Genomic DNA, 16,399 nt, shown 5'->3' on the forward strand with positions numbered 1-16,399 from the left:
CGGAGCGGCAGCGGCAATTGTTTTCTGCGCGAAAGCGGAGCGGCAGCGGCAATTGTTTTCTGCGCGAAAGCGGAGCGGCAGCGGCAATTGTTTCTGCGCGAAAGCGAAGCGGCAGCGGCAATTGTTTTCTGCGCGAAAGCGAAGCGGCAGCGGCAATTGTTTTCTGCGCGAAAGCGGAGCGGCAGCGGCAATTGTTTTCTGCGCGAAAGCGAAGCGGCAGCGGCAATTGTTTTCTGCGCGAAAGCGAAGCGGCAGCGGCAATTTCGCTAAGGCAAAATTACTCAAAAGGGAGGTGTGTGAATGTTACAGTTTAATAAATTAGATAAAAGTTTAGTTATTAGCTTGGCATTGCTCGGTATCATTAGTTGTCTCTTTGTTCATTCCAGTAGTACGGTGTTTGAGCAGTATACAAGCTCGTTTATTACAAAGCAATTTTTTTATTACCTAATCGGATTTTTAATTATGTTTGGAGTAGCAAAGCTTGATATTGAGCAACTAAAAAAGATTGGCTGGCCATTTTATTGGGCGATGGTCTTATTAACATTTGGCTTATTTATTGCACCAGAAAGTATAGCTCGGACTATAAATGAAGCAAAACGCTGGTACCAAATCCCCGTTTTAGGATCTATTCAGCCGTCAGAGTTTTTAAAGTTCGCGTTTTTAATCGTAGTCAGTAAGGTTATTGTTGCACATCGAGAGAAATATGAGCGCCCAACCTTTTTAACGGATATGCGACTACTCTTAATCATCGCTATTATCACTCTTCCACCTACGCTTGCTGTTTACAAGCAACCAGATACGGGCATGGTCATGCTTTATATGTCGATGATTATACCGATGATTTTCTTTTCAGGTATACAAAAAAAATTACTTATACTCTTTACAGCCATTCCGGTATCAATTCTCAGCGTAGTGGTTATTCTTTATGTAAAGTTTAATGATTTTTTTACAGATAAAATTTTAAATAAATTATCAGGGCATCAAATTTCTCGAATTTATGGCTGGTTGCAACCAAATGAATATCCGGACTCATCTTTTCAAACAAGGCAGGGATTTTCGGCAATTGGTACAGGGCAGTTTACTGGAAAAGGGTACATGAAAAATAATGTCTATGTCGTGGAAAAGCATACCGATTTCATTTTTGCCAACATCGCTGAAGAGTTCGGCTTCATTGGAGGGGCATTTGTCATTACTCTTCTATTTTTTGTTATTTACCGTATTGTTCTCATTACAGTAGAAGCAAAGGACCCATTTATGACATTGATGGGAGCTGGCATTGCTAGTTTATTAGCCTTCCAAATTACGCAAAATATCGGTATGACAATTGGACTTTTACCTGTAACAGGTATGACTTTGCCATTTTTAAGTTATGGCGGTAGTTCCCTCATATCAAATTTCATGTTAATGGGCATTGTGCTAATTATCTATAATTCTTATAGTGGCTACATATTTAAAACAACAAAAGAGTAGGTGAAGGCTCGTATGAATGATACTTTAAAAAAGAGAATTTTATTATTACTATTTCTGGCAGGAGTAATTTTATTCATACTCATAGTGCGCCTAGCCTTTCTTATGCTGTAAGATCAAAAAGCTGTCTCAAAAGTGTTATTACGACTTTTGAGACAGCTTTGTATTTAAATTTTATGAATACTATCAATGACAACTTTTATAATTGTATCAAGATCCTCTTGTACAATATTAAGTGGTGGAGATAATGTTAATACGTTATTAAAGCCTGCAACAGTAGCACCATTTTTACCGATAATAATACCCTGCTCCTTACATGCGGCAATAACAGCATTTACTTTATCTATTGGTAAAGGCTCCTTCGACGGTTTATCTGAAACTAACTCAATGCCAATTAATAAACCTTTGCCGCGAACATTCCCAACATTCGGATGATTATTCAATGCTTGCTGAAGTGCTTGCAGAGTAGCAGCTCCAACCTCACTAGATCTTTCAAATAATGCTTCTTGCTGAAGAATCTCAATATTTTTCAATGCGACCGCACATGCGACTGGTGATCCGCCAAATGTATTGACATGGCGGAAATAACCATATGCATCTGACTCGGTAAATGCCTCATAAATTTCCCGTTTTACCGCTGTAGCTGATAATGGTAAATAGGCACTTGTAATTCCTTTTGCCATCGTAATAATATCAGGTTTAACACCGTAGTTCATAAATCCAAATGGCTTACCTGTTCGACCGAAACCACAAATTACTTCGTCTACAATCATTAAAGCTCCATGTTTTTTACACACTTCTTCAATGCCCTTTAAATAGTTCTCCGGAGGCATGATGACTCCCCCACCTGTAATAATTGGCTCTAAAATCATCGCGGCTACTGTTTCACTTAGCTCCCACGTCATCGTCTTATCTACAGCCTTGACGCTTGCTAATTCTGTTGGGGCAAGTGTATCACTTTCATGTTCTCGATATTGATCAGGTGGCGCTACATGGATAAAGCCAGGAGATAGTGGTTCATATTTATATTTTCGTTCCGCTTGCCCTGTCGCAGCCAATGCACCAAAAGAACTTCCGTGATATGCACGGTAGCGAGAAACAATTTTATAGCGAGAGCTTTCCCCTTTTTGTTGATGATACTGACGCGCAATTTTAAACGCAGTTTCGTTAGCCTCTGACCCACTATTAGAGAAGAAAATAACATAATCTCCACCAAGCATTTCATTAATCTTTTCAGCCAGTTCAACTGCAGGTAAATGTCCCTGCGATAAAGGAGCATATGCATTTTTCATCATTTGCTCATGTGCTACATCTGCTAATTCTTTACGACCGTAACCTACATTTACACACCACAATCCTGCCATTGCATCGATGTATTCAACGCCATCTGTATCAACAATCCTTGCACCATTTGATTTTTCTACCACATATGTTGCTTGTGGATTATAGGGTTTCATTGAATGCCATACATATTGTTCATCTTTTTTTAAAATATCACTTTTAAGATTTACTTGAACCATATCTATACACCCCTTCATTCACTTATTTACATCGTTATTGCTTGGGAACGCAAATGAACTTGTTGTATCCTCTGTTTCATCAGGCCAGCGTTCAGAAATTGTTTTCGCTTTCGTAAAGAATCGTGCTTGGTCTGGCCCAAACATATGTCCTTCACCGAACTTAGAGCGCTTCCATCCTCCAAAGTTGTGATAGCCAACTGGAATCGGAATCGGAACATTAACGCCTACCATACCTACTTCAATTTCTTCTTGGAATTTACGCGCTGCCGAGCCGCTACCCGTAAACATCGTGACACCATTCCCAAGTTCGTGATCATTAATCAAATCAATAGCTTCTTGTAAGGTTTCAACGCCTACAACAATACGTGCAGGGCCAAAAACCTCCTCTTTAAAAATAGTCATTTCTGGCGTTACATTATTTATCAATGTCGGACCAAGATAAAAACCTTTAGATGTTTCACATATTTTCGGATTTCGACCATCCGTCACAAGATTAGCCCCTTCTGTAATAGCACCGTCGATATATCGAAGAATGGTATCTTTTGATTGCTGCGTAATAACTGGGCCAAAGTCTACCTCGTCATCTGTATATGGGCCAACCTTTAATTTTAAGATTTTCTCTTTTACTATCTCTGTAAAGCGTTGTTCAGTATCTTTCCCAACGACGATTGCCCCTGAAATTGCCATACAACGTTGAGACGCCGCTCCATATGCTGCACCTAAAAAGGCATTAGCTGTTTGCTCTAGGTTTGCATCTGGCATGACAATCATAAAGTTCTTCCCGCCACCAAATGCAGCAACTCGTTTATTGTGCTTCGTTCCTGTTTGGTAAATATACTCCGCAACAGGTGTTGATCCAACAAATGAAATTGCTTGTATCTCTTTATTTTCCAGCAGTTCATTAACCGCCTCTTTATCACCATTCACGACTGTCCAAATTCCATCTGGCAGTCCTGCCTCTTTCCATAAGTTACTTAAATATAAGGCCGAGATTGGCACACGCTCAGACGGTTTTAAAATAACTGCATTTCCTACCGCTACTGCCATACTTGTAATCGCCAGCGGGACCATAACAGGGAAATTAAATGGAGCAATTGTTGCAACAACTCCAAGTGGAGCTTTTGCAGAAAAGGCATTAATATCGCCGCCTACATTAACCGAGTATTCCCCTTTCAGCATTTGCGGGGCGCTTATTGCCATATCTACAGATTCAATGCCACGAACAATTTCACCCTTAGCATCTTCCTTCGTTTTCCCACTTTCCTCACAAATTATTTCGATGAGCTCATCTTGTCTTTCAACTAACAACTGTCGGAAACGATGCAAAACCTCCACCCGTTTACCAATCGATGTCTTTTTCCATGCAGGGAATGCTACTTTCGCTAGCTGGATAGCTTGCTTTACCTCATCTCTAGTCGCTAACGGAACTTGCGCAATGACCTCTCCTGTTGTTGGATTATAAACTTCCGAGTAACGACCACTAGTACCTGCTGTTTCAACACCATTGATAAAATGCGTAAGCGTTTTCACTTTTTGCTGAACTGTCATAATTTCCCCACTCCTTATTTATCATTATTCAAGATCCAATTCTTCCTTTTGGAAAATAGAACCTGCTTTCTCTACCGATTTTAACCATTTCTTCCTCTGTGTAACTAAATAAAAAATCATCACGACCGCTACTACAATACATGTAAATAAAATTTGCGAACGCATCGATTCAATAAAGAACATAGCGATCAGTAATGCTGTTGTAGCTAATATAGTGAAATACGTTAAATAGGGGAATAACCACATTTTCACTTTTAATAGTTCGGGATTTTCTTTCTCAATTTTCCGTCGCATTTTTAATTGTGAAAAGGCAATGATTAAGTAAAGAATCAACGTAATTGCACTACATGAACTAAGTAAAAACATAAATACTTTATCTGGTGAGACATAGTTCATAATAACGGCAATATAAGAGAAGAATGTCGCTGCTAATATGGCATTAACAGGTGCTCCCTTTTTATTTAATTTCAAAAATGCTTTCGGGGCTTCCCCCTTCTCCGCTAAAGAAAATACCATTCGAGATGTCGCATAAAGCGCGGAGTTTAAGCACGATAAAACCGCTGTTAATACAACAAAATTCATGATTTGCGCAGCTGCGGGAATGCCGATGTAATCCAATACTGCTACATAGGGACTCGTTAAGATACTTGAGGAATGCCAAGGTAATAATGTGACAACTACCGTTATCGACCCAACGTAGAAAATCAAAATACGCCAAGTAATTGAATTTGTAGCTTTTGTCACCGCTGCTAACGGTTCGTCAGATTCCCCTGCTGCAATCGCAACAATCTCTGTGCCCATAAAGGAGAAAATAACAATGACTACACCCATCAGGACAGCACCGAACCCATTCGGTAAAAAGCCACCCTCACCGATTAAATTAGCAGTACCTACCGCATCAAAATTAGGTGCGATTCCAAAGATTATAAATGCACCAAGTGCTAGGAATGCTATTATACTTACAACCTTAATAAGAGAGAACCAATATTCAAATTCACCAAAAGCTTTTACGGAAAGGGCATTTGTTAAAGTAAGTGCTACAGTTAATATAAGACTTAGTAGCCATAAAGGAATGCCATCATACCAATATTGAATAATCGCAGCTGCTGCCGTTGCCTCTAAAGCAATGGCAACAACCCAGAAAAACCAATATAACCAACCAATCATAAAGCCAGCCCAAGGACCAATTGCTTCATGTGCATAATGCGCAAATGATCCACTTGTTGGATTGACAGCTGCCATTTCCCCAAGCATTCGCATGACAAGAATAACGATAATACCCGCAAAGATATAAGATAAAATTGCGCCAGGTCCGGCTAAGTTAATCACTGAACCGCTTCCCATAAATAAGCCTGCTCCGATAACCCCCGCAATAGCGATCATCGTCATATGCCTTTTCTTTAACCCTCTTTGTAAATGCGTCTGTTGCTCCATATCTGTTCACCTCTTTTATAGATTGGATTACCGCTTACAAAAATTTTACATGTTACATTGAAACGAAGGTATAGACAAACTGTAAAATTTTATGCATTTGTTTTAAACATAATGTAAAATAGACTAAACATTCTAAAAATATAATATTTAAGTTAATTTCAGCAAAAACAATACATCAATGAGAAAACTAGAAAACATCTATGTTAAAAGGCGGGATGTTAACATGAGTCAATTTAAGCTTCAAGTGAAGGATGTATTAGAAAACACACATTTCCAAAGTGCGGAGGTCGTAGCTGGTGAGGACGGATTATTACGAATTGTCAAGTGGGCCCATGTCATTGAAATTATACAAGTAGATAATTTTCTAGCTGGTGATGAATTAGTTTTAACAACAGGGATTAGCCTTCAGCACAGCATCGAGAACTTTATCTTTTTCGTAGAATCTTTAATCGAAAAAAATTGCGCGGCATTGTGCATTGAATACGGGACTTCCATACAGACCATCCCGGAAGTGATTGTAGCTCTTGCTAACCATCATAGCTTCCCTATTATCGTTTTTCATGACACAGTTCCTTTCGTCCGTATTACACAGGATTTACATAGTCAAATTATGAATCAGCAATATTTAATGATCTCTACTTTAGAATCCTACTCTCAAACATTAAATAAAAATGCTTTATTAGGACAAAACGCAGAAGAAATTTTACAAAATATGTATCATGAATTAAAGACACAAATTATCTTCTCTATTAAAGGTCGAGAACCTATCTTTTTTCCTAATATGCCGAATACTAAGCGCCGACAACTAGTTTCGCTGGAAAAGTCAGCACCCGTAGTTAAAAATGAGCCCATCTTTATATTTGACCAGCATTATGCAGATTTAACGCTCTATAGAAAAGATGGTCTATTCTCTGAGTTCGAATTACTTATTTTAGACCGTACAGCTACTGCCTTGGCACAGCTGTTAATGAGAGATTTTTATATTGAAGAGAAAAGAGACATTGAGGATGCATCTATTTTAGCGGATTGGATCGACCAAAAACTATCGAAAGAGGAAATTTATAAATTTATCGTAACCTATCATTCTAACTATAAACTTACTAGCGGAACCGTTTTTATTTTAGCAACTCCTCATGCAGTCTCTAAGGTTCAGGAGGATATTGTCTATAGTAAGCTCTACTATCGAAACCTTTTTGAGCAAAATGGATTTATACCATTTTTATTTGAAAGAAAAAGCTATGTCATTTTTATTTTACTCCATAAGAAGGATAGCAAATTGAGTCGCGAAGTATTGAATTCGTTAGTTTCTTCTGTACAGAAAACCGATTTTTATAAAAAACAAACGGCCCAAGGTTATCAAATCGCCATTGGCAAGGTCGTTGCAGACGTTGAAGAAATACCAAAGAGCTACCATACGGCCCTCGAAACATTGTATATTTGCAGTAAAGTACAAACAACTTCTTATTTTTACGATGATTTACATCTGTATCACCTCATCTATAAATTACAGATGCAAGTCAATTTACAGGAAGTAATTCAAGATTATTTGCAGCCTGTTATTGAATATGACAAAAAATATAACAGTAAGCTACTAGAAACTCTACAGGTGTACTTACAAACAAATGGCTCCAAACAACAAACAGCCAACCAACTGTTCATCGTACGCCAAACACTCTACCATCGTTTAAAAAAGCTTGAAAGCCTCTTAGGGGAAAATTTCATGAAGGGCCATAATCGAATTACACTTGAATTTATGTTGCTTGCCAATTCTTTAATAGAGGAGAACAGTTAATTTCTTAGTTGTTGATTGGGGTAGTGGCGTTGTTCGCTGGGGTAGCGGTGATATTCATGGATTTAGCGGCGTTGCTCGTGGGCTTAGCGCGATATTCATTGGGTTAGCGGCGGTGTTTGTATGGGTAGTGCCGATGTTCATCGGGTTAGAATCGCGAACATCGCTGATAGAACCACGAACATCGCTGATAGAATCGCAAACATCGCTGATAGAACCGCGAACATCGCTGATAGAATCGCAAACATCGCTGATAGAACCGCGAACATCGCTGATAGAATCGCAAACATCGCTGATAGAATCGCGAAAAAGATTGTTAGCAGCTAAACTTTATGGTTTAGCGGCGTTCTTTGCTTGGTTAGCAGCGTAATTCTATGGTTTAGCGGCGTTCTTTGTGTGGTTGGCGCGAAACTCAAAGTTTTAGCGGCGAATTCCAACTTAAGATGTAAAATTTAGGAAAACTTAAATCAAGGTTGAAAAACTTTGTATAGAATTTTACACAATATTAAGGACTTGACAGTTAGCGGCGTTGTTCGCATGGGTAGTGCCGATATTCATCGGGTTAGTGGCGTTGTTCATTGGGTTAGCGGCATTGCTCGCAGACTTATCACCGATGTTCTTCTGCTTATCAGCGATTGTCTCCTCCTTATCAGCGATTTTCATCCGCTTATCAGCGATTTTCTCCTCCTTATCAGCGATTTTCATCTGCTTATCAGCGATGTTCACCTGTTTATCAGCGATTTTCCCCTCCTTATCAGCGTTTTTCATCTGTTTATCAGCGATTTCCTCCCCCTTATCAGAGATGTTCATCGGTTAGCACGCTCAACATTGCTTGCCCTTTTGAGCGTGCTAGCAGATTTTAGTTTTCGGTAACTACTCCGTTGTATAATCCAGGTCTGCGGTCGTCATAAACAGGAATTCGGCCTCTTACTTCATCGACAATTGAAAAGTCCACGTCGATGACAGCTACTTCTTCGTCCTCTGCACCAACCCATAGCACCTCGCCCCACGGTTGAATGATCATTGATTGACCATTAAAGTTCTCTACCTTTCTAGAAATACGATTAACAGCGATCACAAAGCATTGATTTTCAATGGCACGTGCTTGCAGTAATGTTTTCCAATGATCGATACGTGGTGTCGGCCATTGTGCCGGCACGAACAATACTTTTGCCCCCGCTAAGGCGTGAGCGCGTAGCCATTCAGGGAAACGAATATCATAGCAAATCACGCCTGCAGCCTCGATATCTCCAAGGGCAAAGCGATTCATTTCATCCCCAGCTTCTAAATATAAATGCTCGTCCATCAAACGGAAAAGATGTGCCTTGTTATATTCGCCTACTAACACACCATTTTTATCAAACGTATACATCGTGTTGTAAAATTTATCGCTCTTCTTCGTTGAAACCGAGCCACCAACAATATGTACGCCAAGCTCTTTCGCTAGGTTTGATAAAAATGCTTTCGAACGCTCTCCATCCACATCTGCAAGCTCTGATAATTTTTCAAGAGCATAGCCTGAATTCCACATTTCTGGTAGCACAATAATTTCTGCACCTTGTTTTGCCGCTTCACGAATTTTGTCCTCAGCGCGAGCAAAATTTTCTTCTACTTTGCCAAAGCCTACGTTTAATTGAATACAACCAATTTTCATTGCTATTCCTCCTCTAGATAGTACTGTTCTGTATTTATACTACAATAAATCAACCTGACTTCCATGGTTTAAGCTCCATATTTAGATTATTATTTCACCACTTAATACTTGAACTGCAGAACCCGCAATAGCAACATCTTTTATTTTTGGTGTAACGTACAATAAGCCACCTCGTTTTGAAAGCTGTTTACTCACAATGTTTTCTTTTAATAATTTTGCACACCAGTAAGGCCCTAGCGCACCATGAGTGGAACCATTTACATGGTCTTCATCGATGCCTTGTGCTGGAGAAAAGAATCTTGAGACAATATCAATCCCCTCATCTTTAGAACGACTTGTAATACAAACACCACGTACCGGGAACTGTTTCATCGCTTGAAAATCAGCTTTGAAATCTGCAATATACTCTTCGTGACTTAACTCCACTATATAATCCAATTCTGTTTTCCCTACATATGTTGGCTTCACACCTAGCCATTCTTCAAGCCCCAAAGGACATTCAATCTCTTCTAACTGATACTTTTGAATTGTTATTTCAACTAATTCATTGAACCAATTTGCTTGTAAAGGGCCACTTACAGTCTGGAATATAATCGAAGAATTGATAGGTACAATCCCTTGTTTCCAAAGTAAAAAAGCGCTAGCGATTGTTCCGTGTCCACAAATCGGTATTTCCTTTGCAGGCGTAAACCATCTAAGAAAAAAATGATTATCCTTCCTTTGAACAAAAGCTGTTGTTGGTACCGGGATCTCTTGAGCAATTTTTTGCATGGTCGACTCAGGTATCGTTGAATCAAGTAAACATACTGCTGCGGGATTTCCCTTGTAAAGCTCTGTAGTAAAAGCATTGACGATAAAATACGAGACTTTGTTCAATTTTCCCACCTCATTTGCGTCACTTTTGATTTTTAGTTATCTGAAAATACTCTAGACAATTACTAAAAAAAGTAATATTATGTGCATCATATCTTCAATAATTATTATATTCTGAAAAAGGTGGACGTGCATGGAATTCTCAAAAAAACTACAGCAACTCCCAACTCAATTTTTTGCAGCACTTGTGCAAAAAGTAAACGCTGCTCTTGCTGAAGGACGTGATGTTATCAATCTTGGTCAAGGTAATCCAGATCAACCCACTCCTTCACACATTATTAAAGCATTACAGGAGGCGGCAGAAAATCCCCAAAATCATCAATACTCTCCATTTCGCGGCATAGCAGAATTACGCCAAGCAGCAGCAAGCTTCTACAAACGTGAATACAATGTGGACATTGACCCTGATACAGAGGTTGCTATTCTCGGTGGTACGAAAATTGGTCTTGTTGAGCTACCGTTAGCTGTTTTAAACCCCGGTGACACTATGCTATTACCTGATCCTGGATATCCAGATTACTTATCTGGTGTCGTATTAGGTGATGTTAATTTTGAAGTTATGCCTCTTTTCGCAGAAAATGATTTCCTGCCAGACTATACTGCTTTATCCGATGAAGTAAAGGAAAAGGCGAAGTTACTGTACTTGAATTACCCGAATAATCCAACTGGCGGTACTGCAACATTGGAATTTTTCGAGGAAACAGTACGCTTTGCAAAAGAGCATAATATTATCGTCGCACATGATTTTGCCTACGGAGCGATTGGATTTGACGGCCATAAACCTATCAGCTTCCTGCAAGCTGATAGTGCTAAAGATGTCGGTATCGAAATGTATACATTATCCAAAACGTATAATATGGCAGGCTGGCGCATTGGTTTCGCTGTTGGTAAACCCGACATTATCGCAGCCATTAACCTTATTCAAGATCATCTATTTTGTAGTCAATTTCCTGCCGTACAACAAGCCGCGGCAGTTGCACTTACTGCTTCCCAAAGTTGTGCAGATAAGCTAAGAGCGACTTATGAGCGTCGACGAAACGTCCTGATCGAAGAAGCTCAGCGAATTGGTTGGCAAGTAACAGCACCGAGAGGCTCTTTTTTTGCATGGCTCCCTGTTCCACTAGGTTTTACGAGTGAACAATTTGCCGATATATTGCTCGACAAAGCTGATATCGCAGTAGCTGCAGGCAATGGCTTCGGTCAATATGGTGAAGGCTTTGTACGGGTTGGTTTACTTGTTAGCGAAGACCGCTTACGTGAAGCGATCAGCAGAATTGAAAAATTAAACTTATTTAACCCGTGAACATTTCAATCAAAAACTGTTCCATTAGCTCAGACTTGCTATAGGGACAGTTTTTTCTCTCTCTTCTTTCGCGACTAAACATTAAAATAAAATGAAAAATTTTAAAAATTCAATTGACTTACTAAATCCTATAATTTATATTAGTTCTATCGGATTTACAAAAAAATATTATAAATCTCTTATCAAGAGTAGCTGAGGGACTGGCCCTATGAAGCTCGGCAACCTCCTTTTTTAAGGAAGGTGCTAATTCCAGCAAACAATCATTGTTTGAAAGATAAGAGAGGACAATTTTTCATGAGCCTCTCTTAATTTTTAAGAGAGTTTTTTTATTTTTATTACCGATAAAACAACTTTGGAGGTATGTTTCATGAAAAAGAAAAACAAGATTTTATTAGGTTTAGCAAGTCTTACATTAGTAGCAGCATTAGTGGGCTGTGGTACTAAAGAAAATAGTAAGGATAGTCAAAGTAAGACTATTAATGAAAATAAGATTGTAGTAGGTGTAACTTCTGGTCCACACGAACAAATTGCAGAGGCTGCAGCAAAAGTTGCCAAAGAAAATGGCTTAGAGGTAGAACTAAAAACGTTTTCTGATTATGTTTTACCAAATACATCGTTAGCCGAGGGTGATCTTGATGTAAACAGCTATCAACACGAGCCTTTCCTCGATGCATTTAACAAAGATCACAAAACAGATTTAGTGCCAGTAGGAAAAACAATTTTAACTCCTATGGGCATATACTCCGAGAAATATAAATCATTCGATGACGTTCCAGATGGTGCTACATTCGGATTACCGAATGATCCAACGAACGGGGCTCGTGCTCTATTTGTCCTTCAAGAGGCAGGCATCATTAAATTAAAAGACGGTGCAGACTTAACAGCATCTATTCGCGATGTGGAAGAAAACAAAAAGAATTTGAAATTCATTGAATTAGAGGCTGCACAAATTCCTAAACAGCTTAGTGAAGTAGATGTAGCTGCCATTAATACAAACTTCGCTCTTGATGCTGGCATTAATCCTAAAAAAGACTCCATTCTTTTAGAATCTACGGACTCTCCATATGTGAACTACATTGTGGTGCGTGCTGAAAACAAGGATGACCCAACGATCAAAAAATTTGTTGAAGCTTATCAATCTGATGAGGTGCGCAAATTTATTGAAGAAAAATTCCAAGGCTCCATAATTCCAAGCTGGTAAGTGACGATTAAGTATATCAAGAATCTGCGAGACTCCTACAGGAAAGCTAGCAGATTCTTGCTTTATCGAAGGACTTAGAAAGGAGATATCACCTTATGATTCAACTAGAAAATATAACAAAAGAATTTAAAACTAAAAATGGTATCGTCAAAGCAGTAGATGGTATTAACCTGCATGTCAAAAAAGGTGAAATTCATGGGGTTATCGGCTACAGTGGTGCAGGAAAGAGTACCCTTATTCGCTGTGTGAATTTATTAGAGCGTCCGACAACAGGAAAAGTATTTATCGATCATGTCGATATAACTTCCCTTTCTCTAAACGACCTTCGCAAAACTCGGCAAAAAATCGGGATGATCTTCCAGCATTTTAACCTTTTAAAAACGGCGACTGTTTACAACAATATCTCGATACCATTAAAGCTTCTTGGCTATAACGACTCTGAAGTAAAAAAACGCGTTGCAAAATATGCAGAAATTGTTGGCCTAACGGAGAAATTAGATAGCTATCCTAGCCAGCTTTCAGGTGGTCAAAAGCAACGTGTCGCTATTGCACGTGCCCTTGCCCAAGAGCCTGAGATTTTGCTTAGTGATGAAGCGACAAGTGCACTCGACCCCGAAACAACGGACGCCATTCTTGAGCTTCTCTTGAAAATTAATCGTGAGCTAGGCATCACGATTTTACTTATTACACATGAAATGAATGTTATTCAAAAAATTTGCGATGCTGTTTCCGTTCTTGAATCAGGGGCGGTTGTGGAATTTAGCTCTGCTATAGAACTATTTTCGAAGCCCCAGCATCCAACGACACGAAAATTTTTAAATACCATTTCTCAACGTAATTTATCCCCTTCTCTTATCAAACAATTAAATGTTTCGGGAAGTGTTATTCGTTTAACATTCCTTGGTGAAAGTACGGGTAAACCATTACTAGCAGAAGTGAGTAAAGTTTATGATGTGCAACCAAATATTTTATCAGCCAATATCATAGAATTAAAAAATGGCATTGTCGGTAATATTATCGTGCATCTACACGGTGAAGCACATATCGTAGAAAAAGCACTTAAGTATTTTACAGAAAACGGGGTAAGCATTGAGGTATTAGGAGGCGAATTAAATGACTAGCATTCAAAGCTTCTTTGCAGATTGGTCAGATGTTATTGGGAAATCCATTCTCGAAACCTTCCAAATGGTTGGGATTTCATTATTCTTTTCTATTTTAATTGGGATTCCTTTGGGGCTTTTAATCGTTTTAACTCGCCCGGGGCAATCGTTTGAAAATAAATTTCTCTACCAATTTTTCAATTTATTTATTAATATTATTCGCTCTGTACCGTTCATTATTTTACTATTTTTCATTTTACCGTTCACGAAGCTAATCGTCGGCACAACTATTGGTGTAAAAGGTGTTATTGTGCCGCTTGTTGTTTATACAGCGCCTTATATTGCGCGACTTATGGAAACAGCACTTTTAGAAGTAGATCCAGGTGTTGTGGAAGCTTATACAGCAATGGGTATTAAACGTCGTCATATTATTTGGAACGTCTTATTACGTGAGGCTCGCCCATCCATTATTTTAGGTTTAACGATTGCCACAATCGGTCTTATAGGAGCAACAGCAATGGCAGGAATGGTTGGTGCTGGTGGTCTAGGTGATCTCGCATACCGTTACGGCCATTTACGCTATGAGGTTGACGTGATGTATGCGACAGTGTTCATCTTAATCATCCTCGTGCAGAGTATTCAATCACTAGGTAACCGCTTTGCTGCGAAGTTAAAGAAAGATTAGTAGGAGGTTTACGATGACAAAGATAACACATAGCGATCTACTGTTAAAAAATATTAATGCACAAGCCCCCTTCCCTATTTGCTTTACAGATTTAGAAAAGGCAGTTGCAGAAAAATTGGAAGCTGGTCCGTTTGGTTACATCCGTTCAGGCGCTGGCGGCGAGCAAACATTAAGGAATAACCGTACAGCCTTTGAAAAATACTCTATCATTCCACGCTTTTTACAAGATGTTTCAAGTATTGATACATCGATTGAACTGTTCGGAAAAATATATCCAACTCCGTTCTTATTTGCTCCTGTTGGCATGAACAAAATGGCGCATGACGAAGGAGAGCTAGCCGTTGCACGTGCAGCTGATCAATTAAAAATCCCTTATATTCAAAGCACAGTTTCAAGCTATGCACTCGAGGATGTGGCACAAACAGCTCCCACTGCTACTAAATGGTTTCAATTATATTGGTCAACAAATGAGGAAATTGCCTATAGCATGGCCGCTCGAGCCGAGGCTGCTGGTTTTGAGGCTATCGTTTTAACTATAGATACAGTCATGCTTGGCTGGCGTGAAGAGGATGTTCGTAATCAATTTTCACCATTAAAGCTTGGGTATGCACGAGGAAACTATATGAATGACCCTGTTTTTACTGCTTCCTTACCAGATAATTCATTCGAGTCATATATACAAGGCGTATTGCAAAATATATTCCATCCAACATTAAATTGGGACAATGTACGTGAATTAAAGCGCCGTTCGAATCTCCCTATGTTGTTAAAAGGGATCTTGCATCCTGAAGACGCAAAACTAGCAATAGAAAACGGCATTGACGGCATTATCGTATCCAACCATGGTGGCCGCCAACTGGATGGCGTAATTGCTTCACTTGATGCACTTCCTGACATTGTGAAAGCTGTAAAGGGACAAATTCCAGTTATTTTAGATAGCGGTGTGTATCGTGGAATGGATGCCCTTAAGGCACTCGCTTTAGGAGCAGATGCTGTTGCCATTGGCCGTCCCTTCGTCTACGGACTTGCATTGGAAGGACAGCAAGGAATCGAAAAAGTAATGACGAATTTATATGATGAATTAAAAGTTTCTATCGCATTAGCGGGGGCAATATCTATAAAAGGACTACGTGATATTACATTAGTGAAAAAGGATGAAGCGTAAATAAAGCGTCCCGCAGTTTGAGGTGCAGATAAGAGACTTATCGGAATAAATTTGTGTTTTATCAGAACAATTTTGAGATTTATCGGAACAATTTCAGATTTTATCGGAACGTTTCACCGATTTATCGGAACATTAATATAAAAAGGGCTACCTCACTATAAAATGTACCCTATAAGATAGACACTTTCAAAAAGGTCATCTTATAGGGTATTTTTGTTTATAATGAAGAAAAAACGAGCGGTGGTTAATAGTATGACTAAAAATTTATTTTCGAAACAACAACAGGCACAATTAAAATTAAATCCATACGTTAAAACGGTAAGCGCAAAAGCCATTACTTATACAGATGAATTTAAAGAATTTTTTATTGATGAATACGATAAAGGAAAATATCCAAGTGAAATTTTCCTTGAGGCGGGTTTTGATATTGAAGCCCTTGGTCCGACACGTATTAGGAGAGCTTCGAATCGTTGGCGTACGGCTTATAAAGAGCAGGGGCTATCAGGTTTAGAAGATGCTAGAAAACATGCTTCAGGTCGCCCTTTAGAGCGTGAATTAAGTTTAGAAGAAAAATACGTCCGCTTAGAGGCGAAGATGAAATTATTAGAAGCAGAAAACGAACTTTTAAAAAAGCTAGATCAACTCGAAAGGCAGCTGATG

Annotated in this window: 16 protein-coding genes and 1 riboswitch; of the genes, 9 read left to right on the forward strand and 7 right to left on the reverse strand. The window is 39.1% G+C overall.

Translation table 11 applies throughout. The features are described from left to right. Both ACIQ7N_RS10505 and ACIQ7N_RS10510 read left to right on the forward strand, forming a co-directional pair. The coding region (locus tag ACIQ7N_RS10505; protein WP_402931822.1) for a hypothetical protein at positions 1–270 on the forward strand (270 nt) is incomplete at its 5' end. A gap of 30 nt (positions 271–300) precedes the next feature. Continuing rightward, on the forward strand, positions 301–1,470 hold the full coding sequence (locus ACIQ7N_RS10510) for an FtsW/RodA/SpoVE family cell cycle protein (protein WP_402931824.1): 1,170 nt from the start codon (positions 301–303) through the stop codon (positions 1,468–1,470). Positions 1,471–1,634: 164 nt separating this feature from the next. Here ACIQ7N_RS10510 and ACIQ7N_RS10515 read toward each other — a convergent pair whose 3' ends face one another. The 3 genes from ACIQ7N_RS10515 to ACIQ7N_RS10525 are packed head-to-tail and all read right to left on the reverse strand — an operon-like array spanning position 1,635 to position 5,969. Further along, positions 1,635–2,987, reverse strand: coding sequence for an aspartate aminotransferase family protein (locus tag ACIQ7N_RS10515; RefSeq protein WP_402931826.1), 1,353 nt, complete (start codon positions 2,985–2,987; stop codon positions 1,635–1,637). Positions 2,988–3,005: 18 nt separating this feature from the next. Next, positions 3,006–4,535 carry a CoA-acylating methylmalonate-semialdehyde dehydrogenase gene (locus ACIQ7N_RS10520; RefSeq protein ID WP_402931828.1) on the reverse strand — a complete coding sequence of 510 codons (1,530 nt, stop codon included), beginning with the start codon at positions 4,533–4,535 and terminating at the stop codon, positions 3,006–3,008. 24 nt (positions 4,536–4,559) lie between these two features. Beyond that, positions 4,560–5,969, reverse strand: a complete 1,410-nt coding sequence (locus ACIQ7N_RS10525) for an amino acid permease (protein WP_402931830.1) — start codon at positions 5,967–5,969, stop codon at positions 4,560–4,562. A gap of 223 nt (positions 5,970–6,192) precedes the next feature. On the opposite strand from ACIQ7N_RS10525, the gene ACIQ7N_RS10530 reads away from it, so the two are divergent. Further along, positions 6,193–7,761, forward strand: coding sequence for a PucR family transcriptional regulator (locus ACIQ7N_RS10530; protein WP_402931831.1), 1,569 nt, complete (start codon positions 6,193–6,195; stop codon positions 7,759–7,761). A 137-nt stretch (positions 7,762–7,898) separates the two neighbouring features. Here ACIQ7N_RS10530 and ACIQ7N_RS10535 read toward each other — a convergent pair whose 3' ends face one another. The 4 genes from ACIQ7N_RS10535 to ACIQ7N_RS10550 all read right to left on the reverse strand — a co-directional run bounded on the left by ACIQ7N_RS10535 (position 7,899) and on the right by ACIQ7N_RS10550 (position 10,288). Next, complete coding sequence (locus ACIQ7N_RS10535) at positions 7,899–8,048, reverse strand: hypothetical protein (protein WP_402931833.1); 150 nt, start codon at positions 8,046–8,048, stop codon at positions 7,899–7,901. Positions 8,049–8,253: 205 nt separating this feature from the next. Further along, positions 8,254–8,568, reverse strand: a complete 315-nt coding sequence (locus ACIQ7N_RS10540; RefSeq protein WP_402931835.1) for a hypothetical protein — start codon at positions 8,566–8,568, stop codon at positions 8,254–8,256. A 49-nt stretch (positions 8,569–8,617) separates the two neighbouring features. Further along, positions 8,618–9,412, reverse strand: a complete 795-nt coding sequence (locus ACIQ7N_RS10545) for a carbon-nitrogen family hydrolase (protein WP_402931836.1) — start codon at positions 9,410–9,412, stop codon at positions 8,618–8,620. Between the two features lie 81 nt (positions 9,413–9,493). After that, positions 9,494–10,288: a PhzF family phenazine biosynthesis protein gene (locus ACIQ7N_RS10550; RefSeq protein ID WP_402931838.1), complete on the reverse strand. Its 795-nt coding sequence runs from the start codon at positions 10,286–10,288 to the stop codon at positions 9,494–9,496. 130 nt (positions 10,289–10,418) lie between these two features. On the opposite strand from ACIQ7N_RS10550, the gene ACIQ7N_RS10555 reads away from it, so the two are divergent. The 6 genes from ACIQ7N_RS10555 to ACIQ7N_RS10580 all read left to right on the forward strand — a co-directional run. Next, positions 10,419–11,588 carry a pyridoxal phosphate-dependent aminotransferase gene (locus tag ACIQ7N_RS10555; protein WP_402931840.1) on the forward strand — a complete coding sequence of 390 codons (1,170 nt, stop codon included), beginning with the start codon at positions 10,419–10,421 and terminating at the stop codon, positions 11,586–11,588. A 176-nt stretch (positions 11,589–11,764) separates the two neighbouring features. After that, positions 11,765–11,869: riboswitch (SAM riboswitch) on the forward strand. 86 nt (positions 11,870–11,955) lie between these two features. After that, entirely contained in the window at positions 11,956–12,789 is an 834-nt protein-coding gene (locus ACIQ7N_RS10560) for a MetQ/NlpA family ABC transporter substrate-binding protein (protein WP_402931842.1), read from the forward strand. A gap of 95 nt (positions 12,790–12,884) precedes the next feature. Further along, a complete protein-coding gene (locus ACIQ7N_RS10565; RefSeq protein WP_402931844.1) occupies positions 12,885–13,910 on the forward strand; it encodes a methionine ABC transporter ATP-binding protein in 1,026 nt (341 codons plus the stop codon). Then, positions 13,903–14,574 carry a methionine ABC transporter permease gene (locus ACIQ7N_RS10570; RefSeq protein WP_132360181.1) on the forward strand — a complete coding sequence of 224 codons (672 nt, stop codon included), beginning with the start codon at positions 13,903–13,905 and terminating at the stop codon, positions 14,572–14,574. The genes ACIQ7N_RS10565 and ACIQ7N_RS10570 overlap by 8 nt, the downstream gene beginning before the upstream one ends. A gap of 13 nt (positions 14,575–14,587) precedes the next feature. Continuing rightward, positions 14,588–15,739, forward strand: a complete 1,152-nt coding sequence (locus ACIQ7N_RS10575) for an alpha-hydroxy acid oxidase (RefSeq protein WP_402931846.1) — start codon at positions 14,588–14,590, stop codon at positions 15,737–15,739. 222 nt (positions 15,740–15,961) lie between these two features. Then, a partial coding sequence (locus tag ACIQ7N_RS10580) for an HTH domain-containing protein (RefSeq protein ID WP_402931848.1) occupies positions 15,962–16,399 on the forward strand: 438 nt, incomplete at its 3' end.

The organism is Lysinibacillus sp. NPDC095746, from assembly GCF_044763535.1.
Classification (GTDB): Bacteria; Bacillota; Bacilli; order Bacillales_A; family Planococcaceae; genus Lysinibacillus.